Here is a 14,025-nt window from a genome sequence, read left to right as displayed (position 1 = left end):
GACGGGCAAACCTATCGTTTCCGGTACAAATTTACTACCAGCACCAAGAATATGGTGGCCTAGTTGAACAGCCACTATTTATCGATATGAGTTGCTTCGGACTTTGAATGAAGACCGCGCTTTTCGCCAGCATCAGGGCCTGCCGCTGTTGAGCACGTTAGCGCTGCCAGAGGAGTGGCGGGCACAGCATTGGCAGCCGCGTGAGGTCGGCGAGCAGGAGGACCCGGAAGTCATGGCGACCTATGCGCGCATTCAGGCGGGTAGCGACGAGCCGATGATCGCGTCGCGCAGTGTGGCGGCGGCGAAGGCATTGCGACGGAGGCAAGAGAAAACGGAGACGGTTGAAGCCAAGCCAGTGTCAGAAAGTGGATCCGGCGCGAAGACAGAGGCGGCGGGGCCGGTGGGTGGTGAAGATGCACATGCCAAAGCCCCGACGCCCGGCGAGCCCACAGATCAGGTGACGCCGGCGAAACCAATCGAACCTGTAAAACCAACAGAGGCGGTTAAGCCCGACGATTCGGCCAGACCATCGACGGAATCAACTGCTGAAGTAAGATCCGACTCACATCTAAAACTAGCGCCAAAATTGGAAACGATATCAGAATCGAAATCGATATTAGAATCAGAATCGAAAGCAGAATCAGAATCGGATTTAGTTTCAAAATCAGCACAAAATTCGCCCGCCACCCCCGCGCCATTATCTCCACCTGCAAACCCCCGCCATCTCTCGCTGTGACATGCCGGAAAAAGTGGGTCACGCACAGGCCGTGATGATACAATGGAAGCGTTAGAAAGGGGCGGTTGAGATGGATGTGATGACTGCGATCGTGAATCGCAAATCGGTGCGCACGTATACCGGCGAACCGTTGACCAAGACGCAAACGGAACAACTTTTGACGGCGGCATATGCGTCGCCAGTCGCAATGGGACGGTATGAAGATCTGACCCTGACAGTGGTGCAAAAGCCGGCATTGCTGGCGGCAATCAGCGAGGCGGCAGGCAACGCCAACATTTTATACGGCGCACCGGCATTTTTCGTCGTCTCGACACCGTTGACCGGCACGGCCAGCGACAACATGGCTTATTCAAACGCGGCCACAGTGGTGCAAAACATCAACTTGGCGGCGGTGGCGCTGGACCTCGGCGCCTGCCACATCTGGGGTGCGCTTCAGGCATTTGCAAAGGATCCATCGCTGAAAACACAGTTGAACATCCCCGCAGATCGCACGCCGGTCGCAGGCCTCGTGGTTGGTGTCAGCAGTGAAGACTATCCGGCCCGCACGATGCCAAAAGGGCGCATCGCAACGACCATCCTCGAGTGATCGATCAGAATTCAGCTAACCGATACAAAAATGCAGCCGCTCAATTCGAGTGACTGCCTTTTTTATTTCACTGTCTCTGCGTTTTTCCTATCAATCGGAATTAGCTGCCTGCCGATTTTTCAATGGCTTGCCACTTTAATAGAAGGAAGGCTTCGGACCGTCCGTGTTGGGCTGATCCACGCCCAGCGACCCGCGCACATGGGCAGTCGGGTCTTCAATCAATTTGACGACCAGATCTGCGACGCTTTGGCGAGACACCTCGGTTCCTTTGAACGGCTCGCCTTTTTCCGTCAGCTCGTAATCGACCACGGACTTGTTGGACAGCCAGGCCGGCCGAATGATCGTGTACGCGAGGTCGGCCGCCTCGATGACCGCCGCGGCCGCAGTGTATGGCTCCAAATAGCCGCCGTCGAGCTGGTCGTGGTTCCACTTGCCGAACGCGCCGGGCACCTCGTCGTAAATGCCGAGCGTCGAGATCCAGATCAGCCGCTTCACGCCGGCCGCGTCCATCGCGGCGACCACGGCCTTGGCCTGCGCCTCGATGCCGCGATTGCCAAGGTTCGCGTACACGATATCGATGCCGGCCATCGCGGCGGTCAGCCCCGCAATATCTGTGGCATCGCCGTCGATCACTGTTTCCCGCGTCGCATCGACATTCTTGATTCGGCTTGCGTCCCGCAAAAATAGGGTGAGGGACGCATTTGTTTCGTTGATCAATTGTTTCCGCGCAAGCCGGGCAATCTGGCCATGCGCGCCTAAAATCAAAACGTTTGTCATTGGATGACTTCCTTTCTCATTTCGCCTTCAGCATACCACTGACGAAAAATAAGGAAAACGGACAATCACCCCGTTTTGTCCGGCTGTGCGGTGGTACACTACGATTGGAGGCAGACGATGACAACCAAAGAAACAATTTGTGCGGCGACCAAACGAGAAGTGCTGACGCGTCCGTTCAGTGCGATCACGGTCACGACGATCATGCAGGAAGCAGGCCTGCGCCGGCAGACATTTTACGACCATTTCCGAGACAAATACGATGTGCTGGCTTACATCTACCAAACAGAAGTCGACAGCGCCGCGGCCTATTGCCGGACGTATCGTTACTGGCCACAAACCGTCGCGCGCATCCTGCAATATTTTCAGGCGAACGACGCCTTTTATCGGCAAGTCCTGATGCTCGATGTGCAAAATGCGCCAGCCGAGGTGATCAAGATGCACTTTGCGACGATGTTCGGCGACATCCTGCATGATATGGGAAAGGCCGAACACCTCACGCTCGACACCGCCGACCTGACATTCTTGAAAAATGTGCTGGCGGCCGGGATGGTCGCCGCGATCAAAGCCTGGCTGCTGGCGGCGAACCCTGCGCCGCTTGCGGAGGAGACCGCACAGCTCCAGCAATATTTAGCGGATCAGTTTAACGGTCTGTTGCAGCGGCTCAAGCCTGCGTCGCCACGCAGCACGCCGGCGTGATGGCTGCAAACGAGGTTGCTCAAACGGGACATTTTGATTCTGTTTGGACTTTTCTTTTCCTCTGCCGATGACTAGGATAAATGTGAGTACAAGTGAAAGGCGGTGTTCACATGCGTGTGATCACTTTGGAGGAACATATTGAATTTCCTGACATCACCGCGGCAATCGCGCAAAGTGGCGGCCAAGCCCCGGTGCCGAAGCTGAGTGAGGGGATGCGGCACTACATGGCAACAGAGCTGCCTGATCCCACAACGATGCAGGATGTCACGGGGCCGCGGCTGGCCTATATGGACGCGCAGGGCATTGCGATGCAGGTGCTTTCTTTTGGCAACGCCCAGCCGCAGAATCTCTCGGCTGCTCAGGCCATCGCGTTGTGCCAGCAAGCGAACGATGATCTGGCGGCGGTGGTTGCGGCACATCCGGACCGGTTTGCGGCGCTCGCCGTTTTGCCGGTCGCAGATCCGCAGGCGGCGGCCAAAGAGCTGCATCGGGCGGTCGAAGAAAAGGGCTTGCGCGGGGTGTTGATTAAAGGTAACTTCGGCGGCAAGTTCTTTGATGACCCGTTTTTCTTCCCAATCTTTCAGGCTGCGAGTGATCTGGACGTGCCAGTCTATTTTCACCCGTCGTTCATCTCGGGTGAGGTTACCTCACACTATTTTGCCAGCGATCAGTGGGCGGACGTGGTGACGGGGATCCTGTCTTCGGCCGGTTACGGCTGGCACATGGACGTCGGCGTGCAGGTCCTGCGCATGGTCGCCAGCGGCATCTTCGACAAGTTGCCGAACCTGAAGTTGATCTCGGGCCATTGGGGCGAATTGGTGCCGCTGTTCCTCGAGCGGCTCGATGACGAATTCACGCCGCACGCCGGCCTGCGCAAAGCATTTTCCGACTATTACCGCGAAAACGTCTGGGTGACACCGAGCGGAATGCTGACGCGTCCGCAGCTGCGCTTTTTGCTCGATGAAATGGGCGAGGACCACCTGATGATGGCATGCGACTATCCCTACAAGCAGCCTCAAAATGTGCAGGCGTTTTTGACCGCGGACGATCTGACCCCGGTGCAGCAGGTGAAAGTCGCATCAGGCAATGCCGAAAAATTGCTGCATCTGAAATAACTGCCTGACGAAAAGGTTGATGGTCGGCTAATCGTGACAGGATGAATCGGTTGACTGACTATAATCGCGACTCTTCCAGTAATCGAAACAGGTAAGCTATCAAAATTTGAGTGCTGGATGTGAGGGAGTGCGGAGGGCAGAAATGGCTCAGCCCCCTCTTCGGTGTAAGCGGCAAAGCCGCTTACACCGAAGGCAAGCTTTAAGACCGCGCCTTTTGCGGGCTTAAAGCTTGCCTTCCACTCTACTTCGGTCGCCAGCCATTTCTGCCCGGAGCACCACCGTGCGTTTATATTCACAATGAGCGCCTAACTTTTTTCATGAGTTCCCCGAATCCTGTGCTACCATGAAGACAAACAGATCCGGCAAGCGACCCCTCGCGAGAGACCGATCGAGTGAGGAGTGATAGGAATGGATAATCTTTTTGAAAAGGCGCCCGTTCGTAAGGCGTATATGCAGTTAGCACTGCCAGTGGTGCTCGGGATGGTTGCCAGCATGGTCTACAACCTCGCGGACACCTTTTTTGTGGCCAAGACTGGCAACGCGAATCTGGTCGCCGGCATCGCGATCGGCGCGCCGCTGTTTTCGTTTATGCTCGCGGTGGGCGACATCTTTGGCCTTGGCGGGTCGGCCATCATCTCGCGCCTGATGGGCCAGCAGAATCACCGCACCGCCGCGGAATTGTCCGCGTTTTGTTTTTACGCGGCGATTGCCTTCAGCGTGGTCCTGACAGCGGTGATGCTTGTGTTTGAGCGGCCTCTTCTGCACCTGATGGGGGCGACCAGCGCCACGTATTCTTATGCGGCTGATTTTTACCGAATGCTCGCGCTTGGGGCGGTGTTCATCATCGTGTCGTTGGTGCCGGGTAATATCATTCGCACCGAGGGGCTGGCGAAGCAGTCGATGATCGCGACGCTGGCGGGCACGGCGCTGACGATCGTGCTGGATCCAATCTTTCTGTTTGGCCTGCATTGGGGCGCGATGGGCGTTGGGTTCGCCAATGTGCTGGGCTATGTGGTCAACACGTCGCTACTGGTGTGGTTCATGCACACCAAGGCCCGCGTCCTGACGCTCAATGTGCGGCAGGCGCATGCCACGCGCAGCGCGCTTTGGGCCGTTGTCAGCATCGGCATCCCCGCGTCGCTGACCAATTTCATGCAAAGCTTTGGGATGATGCTGCTCAACAATTATCTTGCGCGGTTTGGCGCCGATGCGGTGGCCGCGATGGGCATTGCCCAGAAGATCTACATGGTGGTGATGCTGATCATGGTCGGCTTTGCCTTTGGGACCCAGCCGCTGATCGGGTATTGTTATGGCGCGAAAAATTGGTCCCGATTGCGAGCCGTGTTGCGCTTCGATTTTGAAGTGGAGGCCGGTTATGCGCTGGTGGCCGGGGCGGTCATCATGTTGTTGGCAAAGCCATTGGTCGCCGCGTTCATGAGCGCGCCGGCAATCGTTTCGATGGGCACAGTGATGTTGCGCGCGCTGCTTTTGACCACGCCATTGATCGGTGCGATCTTGGTGTTCACCACCGTTTTCCAGTCGACAGGCAAGCCACTGCCGGCGCTACTCATGGCGATCTCGCGGCAAGGGGTGCTGTTTGCGGCGGCGTTGATCGCGCTGGCCGCGGCGTTTGGCTTCACGGGCGTCGTGTGGGCGCAGCCGGTTGCCGATGCGTTGACCTTTGCGTTGGGCCTGGTGCTGTACCGGCGCACGTTTGATCTGGCCGCGCTTGAAAAAGGTGGGCGCGCGGTCTGAGTTGTGGGATGATGAGCAGAAAGAGGAGGGGTCTGCATGGAACTGCGCTTACTACGGTATTTTTTGACCATCGCCGAAGAGGGCACGATCTCTCAGGCGGCCTTGGTGCTGCACATCACGCAACCGACGCTGAGTCGCCAACTTCGGCTACTTGAGGAGGAGTTAGACGCCGCGTTATTTGAGCGTAGCGGCAACCACCTCGTTTTGACTGACGCCGGCCTATTTTTACAAGACCGAGCGCGGGAAATCTTGGCGCTGTCTGATGACACGGCGCATGATTTTGCCCAGCGGCGCCAGGAGCTGTTCGCGGGGAAGATCAATATCGGGTGCGTCGAGGCGGATAATTCGGACACGTTGGCGATGCTGCTGGAGGAGATGATCGCGGATTATCCGGCGGTGTCGTTTGAGGTGTTCACGGGCACCAGCGATATTATTCAGGACCGGCTGGACAAGGGGTTGGAGGACTTGGCGATCTTGCTTGAGCCGGTCGCGACGGAGAAATACCACACGCTGCGTCTGCCGCGGCTGGAGCGCTGGGGCCTCGCCACGGCGGCCGCGAGCTTTTTAGCGCAAAAAACGGCGATCACGGCTGGCGACTTGATCGGCATTCCGCTTATGATGCCGGGGCGCGCTAGTGTGCAAAAATTGCTGGGCGACTGGCTTGAGGATGATGTCGCCAAACTGAATGTGATCGGCAATCACAATTTGATTTTCAACGCGCTGCCGCTGATCGAAAATCAAACGGCGTCGGCCCTGACGATCGAAGGCGCGCTGGGCCGCTATCAAAGTGACGCGATTCGATTCATCCCGCTGGCGCCGGCACTGGCCACGCATTGTGTGCTGGTCTGGCGGCAGGGGCGGGTGTTGACCCCAGTCGCACAGGAATTGTTGCGCCGGTTCCAAGAGGCGTTCGGCGGTCATGCCTCAAAAGCATAATGGATGTTCAGAATAAGCATTGGTGTTCGAGTGAAGCGCTCGGTAACATGGTTCTCGTAAAGAGGAGCTGTTACCGGGCGCTGTTTGATTCAGGGTGTGGAGGCACACGGTTCTCAGGGACATTTTTCAGGAGGCAACCATGGCAGATATTATCGTATTTTCCCTCACCAGCCCGAATTGGCGCGATGGGGTGGTCCAAGAAACAACCGTGGGCAACACGGCGCTGGTCGCCGCCAAGCTCGCGGCGACGTTGCACGCGCCTGTGCAGTGGCTCAAGGCAGCCGACCCTTATCCGGCCGCCTATGAAGCGCTGGTGGCGCGGGCCAAGCAGGAGCTCGCCAGCGGAAACTGGCCCGCGTTGGCTGAGCCGGTGCCGCAGCTCACCGGCCAGCATGTTTTCCTCGGCTTTCCGATTTGGAACGGGGATGTCCCGCCGCTGGTGCAGCATTGGTTGACCCAAAAAGCGATGCAAGGCGTCACGATCAGCCCGTTTGTCACGCACGAAGGTAGCGGGCTTGGCAACAGTATGGCGACGCTGCGCCGACTTTTGCCGGCCAATCAGGTGACGCGGGGCCTGGCCATTCGCGGCGGGCGCGCGGAAAAATCAGACACGGCGCTGGCCAACTGGCTGGCGTGCACGAAATGTGAAATGGAGGCAACGAAATGACAGGTCAAAACAATGAAGCAGTGAAAAATGGTGTGATCTTCCCACGCGGGCCAGAAAATGCCGCCTACGCCCAATTTTTCACCGGGACGAGTTACTTGCAGTCGCTGGTGGCAGATCCGGCGGTCAATGTCGGGGTCGGCGTGGTGACGTTTGAGCCGGGCACGCGGAATAATTGGCATATTCACCATGATGGGTATCAGATTCTGCTGGTGACTGGCGGCGAGGGCTGGTACCAGGAGGCCGGGCAGCCGGCGCGCAAGCTACATGCCGGCGATGTGGTCGTCACTCATGATGGTGTGAAGCACTGGCACGGCGCGACGAAGGACAGCTGGTTTGCGCACATCGCGATCACCGCGGGGACGCCAGAGTGGCTCGAGCCGGTGAGCGATGCGCAGTACGACGCGCTGGAAGAGGAGGCAGACTAATGGCAAAACAGACAGCTGGCCGCGATCAATTGGGCGAACTCGCCCCGCAGTTTGCGGCCTTGAATGATGACGTGTTGTTCGGAGAGGTCTGGGCGAAAACAGATGAGCTGTCCGCCCGCGACCGGAGCTTGATCACCTGCGCGAATTTGATGAGCCAGGGGCTGTTTCCGCAGCTCGAGGCCCACCTGCGCATCGGTAAGGCGAATGGCCTGACGGAAAAAGAAATCGTGGCGATGATCACCCACTTGGCGTTTTATGCTGGCTGGCCGAAAGCCTGGTCCGCATTTTCGCTGGTGAAAAACGTGTATGAGGAGGAAGCAAAATGACGATGCAAAACAAAGTGGTTGTGATCACTGGGGCGTCCAGTGGCATCGGGGAGGCGACGGCCAAGCGTCTCGCTAAAGACGGGGCCAAGGTCGTGCTGGGCGCGCGGCGGGAGGACAAGTTAGCCCGCATCACCCGCGAGATCGAAGCGGCAGGCGGCCAGGCGGCGTATCAGGTGTGCGATGTGACCGTGCCGGCAGATAATCAGGCGTTGGTGGCGCTGGCGCAAGCGCGGTTTGGCGGACTGGATGTAGTATTTTTAAACGCCGGCTTGATGCCGAATTCGCCGCTGTCCGCACTCAAAACAGATGAGTGGGCCGCGATGGTTGATGTGAATCTTAAGGGCGTGTTGAATGGCATCGCGGCGGCGTTGCTAATTTTCACCAGCCAGCGCCATGGCCAGTTCATCGTCACGTCCAGCGTGGCTGGGCTCAAGGCCTATCCAGGCGGGGCGGTGTATGGGGCGACCAAGTTTGCGGTGAAGGACTTGATGGAAGTGCTACGGATGGTATCGGCGCAGGAAGGCACCAACATCCGTACCGCGACAATCTATCCCGCGGCTGTGCGCAGCGAGCTCCTCACCACGATCACGGACAAGCAGGTGGCGGCGGGGATGGGCGCGCTATACGATCAGTACCAGATCGCCCCGGAGCGTGTGGCCAGCGTCGTCGCGTTTGCCATCGACCAGCCGGAAGACACCAATGTCTCCGAATTCACGATCGGCCCGACCACCCAGCCGTGGTAAGCGTAACTGGTATAATAAGGGCGGCGCGGGGCGTATAGGTGTGAGCGGGTAGCTTGGCTCGGGTGCTTGAGGCGCACTTTGCCTCGAGTGCACGAGCCAGCTAGACGTCTCAGCCCCGCCCCGCGTAGCCCGACTCTTATCGAAATTAAAATCGGAGGTCTTTTCCCCATGAAAGTTGCTGTATTTAAACAACCGGGCCAAGTCGTGATCGAGGACCGCGACAAGCCCGTGATCGAAAAATCGACGGATGCGATCATCAAGATCGTGCGCGCCAGTGTCTGCGGCTCGGACTTGTGGTGGTTCCGCGGGCTCGAGCAGCGGCCCGCCGATACCACGGTCGGCCACGAGGCAATCGGCATCGTTGAATCCGTCGGCAGCGATGTCCATCAGGTGGCGCCTGGCGATTTTGTCATCGCACCATTCACCCACGGCTGCGGGCATTGTGCCGCCTGCCGCGCCGGCTTTGATGGCAATTGCATGAACCGCGAGCCAGGCGCCAATCCCGGTTATCAAGGCGAGTACCTGCGCTTCACCAATGCCAACTGGGCGCTGGTGAAAATTCCGGGGCAGCCGGCCGATTACTCGGAGGAGATGTTGCAGTCCTTCGTCACGCTGGCGGATGTGATGGCGACCGGCTATCACGCGGCGGCCAGCGCTGAGGTCAAGCCCGGCGACACCGTAGTCGTGATGGGTGACGGGGCCGTTGGGTTGTGCGGGGTGATCGCCGCCAAGTTGCGCGGGGCAACGCGCATCATCGCGATGAGCCGCCACGAAGACCGCCAGAAGCTCGCCCGTGAATTTGGCGCGACGGATATTGTGGCGAGTCGTGGCGATGATGCCGTGGCTGAAGTGATGGCGTTGACCGATGGCGCCGGCGCGGATGCGGTGCTGGAATGTGTCGGCACCGAGCTCTCCGTCCAAACGGCGGTGCGCGTCGCCGGCGCCGGGGCCGTGGTGGGCCGCGTTGGCATTCCGCAAAAAGCGGAAATGAACACGAACGACCTGTTTTGGAAAAATGTCGGCCTGCGCGGCGGGATTGCCAATGTGACGACTTATGATCGCGACGTGTTGTTGCAGGCGGTCTTGGATCACAAGATCGAGCCGGGCAAAGTGTTCACCAAGCGGTTTGCCCTGAATCAGATTCAGGATGCCTATGAGGCGATGGACCAGCGCACCGCGATCAAGTCGTTGCTGGTCGTGGCAAAGTAGGTCGCGAAAAAAGCGAGGCGCTCGATAATCGGGCGTGACAAAGTAAGTCGTGGAGGAAGTGACCGGCGTGCGCAGTAAGTCGAGTGCGCCGGCCACTTTTTTCCGCAAACGCTTATCTGAAAAAAAGCTTACGCCGCCCGAATTTTTCTGGTAAGGTGATCAACATGATGCCGGCGCCCAGTGCGCTGGCCGAATAGGATCGTCGCTGGGTATGGCTTTCGCGCAGCGACTCAACTCTGTAGCCCATTTTTGGACTATTTTTTTGCGCAAAAACAGGCGCATGGAAGGATGGCATTCTCTTTATGGAAATCACACAATCTCAGGCACTCTCAAGGGCGCGAGTCATTGTCGCACATCCGGCGCTGGCGATGGTCGGCTTGATGATCGGCAGCTTCGTGGGGATGTTCTCGGAGACCTCGCTGAACATCGCCCTGGCAACGATCACCAGCGCGCTTGGCGTGACGGCTGGGGCGGCGCAGTGGCTGATCACCGGGTACATGCTCGTGATCGGTATCTTCATGCCACTATCGAGTCTATTGACCAAATGGGCGACGACGAAAAAGATCGTCTTGGTGGCGCTTGGTGCCTTCATCGTGGGCGCGGTGATCGCGGCGACCAGCACCAGTTTTCCTGTGTTGCTGGTTGGCCGGATGATTCAGGGCATCGGCACGGGGCTGGTGTTGCCACTGATGTTTTCGGTGGCGATGCAGATCGTCGCGCCGCATCAACTGGGCACCGTGATGGGGCTGGCGGCGCTGGTCATCATGTTTGCCCCGGCGATCGCCCCGACCTTGACCGGGCTACTGCTGGCCAAGGCGTCCTGGCACGCGATCTTCTGGGTGCTGGTGCCATTTTTGCTCATTGCGTTTGGCTTTGTCGCGCTGTATCTGGACAATGTCTATCAACAGACGAAAACGCCGATCGATTGGCTGTCGATCGGCGAAAGCACGGTCGGCTTTGCGGCGATCGTGCTCGGCGCCTCGATGGCCTCGGACAGCGGCTGGCTATCCGGTAAGGTTCTCGGCACGTTGGCGATCGGCCTGATCGTCTTGGCTGCGTATGCGCACCGCCAGCTTCAGCTTGAGATGCCGATTCTCAATCTGCATGTTTTCAGTTCGGCGCGGTTCACCACTGGGACGGTTTTGGTGATGCTGGATTTCGGGCTGATCTTGAGCGCGATGTATCTGTTTCCGATGTATCTGCAGCGCGTGGTCGGCCTGCCAATCGCGATGACGGGGCTCGCGATGTTGCCAGGTGGCATCGTGAACGCGGTCGTCTCCGGCGTGGCCGGACGACTGTATGACAATTATGGGGCGAAATGGCCCGCACGCATTGGCTTTTTCATCGCGGCGCTCGGGGTGCTGGTCCTGCTGAGTAGCACCGGGTCGAGTCCACTTTGGGTCTTGATTCTGGGGCATGTGGTCTTGATGATCGGCGCGCCGCTTGCGATGTCGCCGGCGCAGACATACGGGCTGAACAGCCTGCCGGGTCGCCTCAGCGCAGATGGTAGCGCAATCTTGAACACGCTTCAACAGATCATCGGCGCGCTGGCGACCGCGATCGCCACGAGCTTGCTGGCAAGCGGGATGGCGGCGCAGACTGGCGCGGCCGGGGTGAACGCCGGGATCCATGCTGGGTTCGTGTTTGTCCTGATCATCGCGGCGGCGGGCTTTCTGATGGCCTTTCGGGTCCAGGCGGCGCCGGCCGGTCAGCGGGAATAGCTTTGCGGAAAAACCAGCGGCGACGTTGGTTTTTTTTCTGCGTAAAAACGGGTGGCGGTGCGCGCATCTGGTGCACACTGTCTGTGATTTTTAAAAATACAGGTTGACGGCTTCTTTGATGGTGTTACTATGTAAACAACAGGTTACGTTAAAAGTAACTTGATTGGCACATAAAAAGGAGATCTTTATTGATGACAACATATGCGATCACAGGTGCGACCGGTCATTTTGGCCAGGCCGCCATCAAGCAACTCAAGGCGTTGGCACCGGCCGATGCGACGATCATCGCGCTGGCCCGCAACACAGAAAAGGCCGCGGCACTCGTCCCGGCCGGCGTGGCAGTGCGCCAGGCGGATTATGAGCAGCCAGCCACATTGACGGCAGCGCTTCAGGGCGTGGACAAATTACTCTTCATTTCATCTCAGCCAGGGGGCCAGCTTGCCCGCGCTGCGCAACATCAAAACGTGGTGACCGCGGCGAAAGCGGCCGGTGTTGGGTACATCGCCTACACCAGTTTTCCGCATGCGGACACGTCGACCACGCCACTGGCCGCCGATCACCGCGCCACGGAAAAGATGATCGAAGACGCCGGCCTTGCGCATAGCTTCCTGCGTAACAACTGGTATCTTGAGAATGAAGCCGCGACACTTGCTGCCGGGGCGGCCGGCCAACCGTTTGTTTATTCCGCCGGTGCTGGCCAGGCGGGCTGGGCACTCGAACGCGAATACGCAGAAGGCGCGGTGCGGGTCCTTTTGACGCAGACGCCAAAAGCCATCTATGAATTTTCCGGCGCGCCGCGGACTTACGCAGATCTTGCCGCGGCCATCGATGGCAACGTGCAAGTCGTCGCCGTTGATGACGCTGCCTATCAAGCCGGACTGGAAAAAGCTGGGCTGGATGCCGGCACCGCGGCGCTCGTCACCTCGTTTCAAACGCTGATCCGCGAGGGTCAACTCGCCGGCACGACCGATGATCTGGCCACGGTGCTCGGCCGTCCACTGACCTCACTGGCCGATGCCATCAAGGTTGTTTTGGCCACGGCCTGACAGCGGCTTCGCAAAACGGTATACTGAACGCAACGGCAAGGGGGCGATTCGAATGAAATATTCACACCGGCTGAGCGATGCGGTCCATCTGCTGGCCTATGTCGACATTTATCAAGATGGCGATCTGTCAAGCAATGCGATCGCCAGCAGCATCGAATCAAACCCAAGCCTCGTGCGGCGCCTGATGTCGCGGTTGGTCAAAGCTGGCCTGTTGACCAGCGCCCCAGGGAAAGTCGACCCCAAACTTGCACGGCCCGCCAGCGAGATCACGCTCCTCATGATCTACCGCGCCGCCGAAGACAACCAGCAACTGCTGCATATCGACGACAAGACGAACCCCCAATGCATCGTCGGTGGCAATATCCAGCAGACCCTGGATGGCGTGTACGATCAGATTCAAAAGCAAGCTGAACAGACCATGGCTGGCATCAGCTTGCAAGGCATCATCGATGAGATTCTGACGCGGGAAGCCGCGCGCGACGCTACTTCGCGATAAGCGTCCGCCGAAGCCATATGAAAAGCCGTCGAGTTTTTGAGCTCGACGGCTTTTCGATTCTTCTCAAATGACTCAATTATGTGTGCCCAGCTGTGCAGGTTTCGCAAGCGCGGCGACATGCCACGGAATCATGTGGGTCGCGGTCGTCAGGACCCGCACCAGAAGCGGGGTGAGGATGATTGCGCCGATCATTTCGGGGATGCCGTTGGAGATCACGATGCCAACCAGCACTTTGATCAAGTTGCCGCTGGAGACGTTATAGAAGTTCGCGACCTGGCCGGAATAGATCAGCCCCATTGCCCCGAGCACCAACACCGTATTGGTCGCGGTGCCGATGATCGCGGCGCCAATGCTGGCCACGAGCTGGCGATGGGTCAGCTTGAACAGCGCCCAGAAGGTCCATGCGGCAAACAGCCCGATCAAGATCCGGGGCACCACGGAGACCAGCGGATTCGTGAAGGCGAGCGTATCCAGTGGACTGGATGGCGCGGTGTAGGCGCGAATCAGACTGAACAGGCCCCAGGTGAAGCCGATCACCATGCCTTCCCCCGGTCCGAACATGATCGCGCCGACGATCACCGTGATGTGAATGATCGTAATGGAAAGAAACCCAAGTGGGATGTAGCCGAGCCATGGCACCATCGTCTGAACGGCGATCAGCGCGACAAACAAGGCCTGAATCGCAAGACGGAACGCTTTTGAATGATTCTTCATCTGTTTCACCTGCTCTTTCAAATTAATGACACACGTGTCATTTCAAGCTGAAGTATACGCTTTAATGACACCGGTGT

Annotated in this window: 16 protein-coding genes; 14 read left to right on the top strand and 2 right to left on the bottom strand. The window is 58.4% G+C overall.

Annotation, left to right across the window (positions count from 1 at the left end):
• Positions 1 to 91 precede the first annotated feature (91 nt).
• Positions 92 to 736 carry a hypothetical protein gene (locus EKM95_RS09705; RefSeq protein ID WP_164510169.1) on the top strand — a complete coding sequence of 215 codons (645 nt, stop codon included), beginning with the start codon at positions 92 to 94 and terminating at the stop codon, positions 734 to 736.
• Between the two features lie 70 nt (positions 737 to 806).
• Positions 807 to 1,322 carry a nitroreductase family protein gene (locus EKM95_RS09700; RefSeq protein ID WP_125697928.1) on the top strand — a complete coding sequence of 172 codons (516 nt, stop codon included), beginning with the start codon at positions 807 to 809 and terminating at the stop codon, positions 1,320 to 1,322.
• Positions 1,323 to 1,457: 135 nt separating this feature from the next.
• On the opposite strand, the gene EKM95_RS09695 is transcribed toward EKM95_RS09700, so the two are convergent.
• Positions 1,458 to 2,099 (bottom strand): NAD(P)H-binding protein, encoded by a 642-nt coding sequence (locus EKM95_RS09695; protein ID WP_125697926.1) that lies wholly within the window; start codon positions 2,097 to 2,099, stop codon positions 1,458 to 1,460.
• 117 nt (positions 2,100 to 2,216) lie between these two features.
• Between EKM95_RS09695 and EKM95_RS09690 the strand changes: the two genes are divergently transcribed.
• From EKM95_RS09690 to EKM95_RS09635, 12 genes are all read left to right on the top strand, one after another.
• Positions 2,217 to 2,795 carry a TetR/AcrR family transcriptional regulator C-terminal domain-containing protein gene (locus EKM95_RS09690; RefSeq protein ID WP_125697925.1) on the top strand — a complete coding sequence of 193 codons (579 nt, stop codon included), beginning with the start codon at positions 2,217 to 2,219 and terminating at the stop codon, positions 2,793 to 2,795.
• A 110-nt stretch (positions 2,796 to 2,905) separates the two neighbouring features.
• Positions 2,906 to 3,910, top strand: a complete 1,005-nt coding sequence (locus EKM95_RS09685) for an amidohydrolase family protein (protein ID WP_125697923.1) — start codon at positions 2,906 to 2,908, stop codon at positions 3,908 to 3,910.
• A gap of 408 nt (positions 3,911 to 4,318) precedes the next feature.
• Positions 4,319 to 5,665: an MATE family efflux transporter gene (locus EKM95_RS09680; RefSeq protein WP_125697921.1), complete on the top strand. Its 1,347-nt coding sequence runs from the start codon at positions 4,319 to 4,321 to the stop codon at positions 5,663 to 5,665.
• A gap of 36 nt (positions 5,666 to 5,701) precedes the next feature.
• Positions 5,702 to 6,601 carry a LysR family transcriptional regulator gene (locus EKM95_RS09675; protein WP_125697919.1) on the top strand — a complete coding sequence of 300 codons (900 nt, stop codon included), beginning with the start codon at positions 5,702 to 5,704 and terminating at the stop codon, positions 6,599 to 6,601.
• A gap of 139 nt (positions 6,602 to 6,740) precedes the next feature.
• A complete protein-coding gene (locus EKM95_RS09670; RefSeq protein ID WP_125697917.1) occupies positions 6,741 to 7,268 on the top strand; it encodes a flavodoxin in 528 nt (175 codons plus the stop codon).
• Positions 7,265 to 7,693, top strand: coding sequence for a cupin domain-containing protein (locus tag EKM95_RS09665; protein WP_125697915.1), 429 nt, complete (start codon positions 7,265 to 7,267; stop codon positions 7,691 to 7,693). Before EKM95_RS09670 ends, EKM95_RS09665 begins: the two co-directional genes overlap by 4 nt.
• The gene (locus tag EKM95_RS09660; protein ID WP_125697913.1) at positions 7,693 to 8,019 is read left to right on the top strand and encodes a carboxymuconolactone decarboxylase family protein; all 327 of its coding nucleotides are present in this window, start codon (positions 7,693 to 7,695) and stop codon (positions 8,017 to 8,019) included. The genes EKM95_RS09665 and EKM95_RS09660 overlap by 1 nt, the downstream gene beginning before the upstream one ends.
• Entirely contained in the window at positions 8,016 to 8,762 is a 747-nt protein-coding gene (locus EKM95_RS09655) for an SDR family oxidoreductase (protein WP_125697911.1), read from the top strand. The genes EKM95_RS09660 and EKM95_RS09655 overlap by 4 nt, the downstream gene beginning before the upstream one ends.
• A gap of 168 nt (positions 8,763 to 8,930) precedes the next feature.
• Entirely contained in the window at positions 8,931 to 9,971 is a 1,041-nt protein-coding gene (locus EKM95_RS09650) for a zinc-binding dehydrogenase (protein ID WP_125697909.1), read from the top strand.
• Positions 9,972 to 10,273: 302 nt separating this feature from the next.
• On the top strand, positions 10,274 to 11,692 hold the full coding sequence (locus EKM95_RS09645; RefSeq protein ID WP_125697907.1) for a DHA2 family efflux MFS transporter permease subunit: 1,419 nt from the start codon (positions 10,274 to 10,276) through the stop codon (positions 11,690 to 11,692).
• 191 nt (positions 11,693 to 11,883) lie between these two features.
• Positions 11,884 to 12,738, top strand: a complete 855-nt coding sequence (locus tag EKM95_RS09640) for an NAD(P)H-binding protein (RefSeq protein WP_125697905.1) — start codon at positions 11,884 to 11,886, stop codon at positions 12,736 to 12,738.
• Positions 12,739 to 12,790: 52 nt separating this feature from the next.
• Positions 12,791 to 13,234, top strand: coding sequence for an Rrf2 family transcriptional regulator (locus tag EKM95_RS09635; protein WP_125697903.1), 444 nt, complete (start codon positions 12,791 to 12,793; stop codon positions 13,232 to 13,234).
• 72 nt (positions 13,235 to 13,306) lie between these two features.
• Here the strand turns inward: EKM95_RS09635 and EKM95_RS09630 are convergent, their stop codons facing one another.
• On the bottom strand, positions 13,307 to 13,948 hold the full coding sequence (locus tag EKM95_RS09630) for an ECF transporter S component (RefSeq protein WP_125697901.1): 642 nt from the start codon (positions 13,946 to 13,948) through the stop codon (positions 13,307 to 13,309).
• Positions 13,949 to 14,025: the final 77 nt, after the last annotated feature.

It is taken from the genome of Lacticaseibacillus yichunensis (assembly GCF_003946405.1).
GTDB classification, from domain to species: Bacteria; Bacillota; Bacilli; order Lactobacillales; family Lactobacillaceae; genus Lacticaseibacillus; species Lacticaseibacillus yichunensis.
This window is presented reverse-complemented; position numbering and strand designations above follow the sequence as displayed.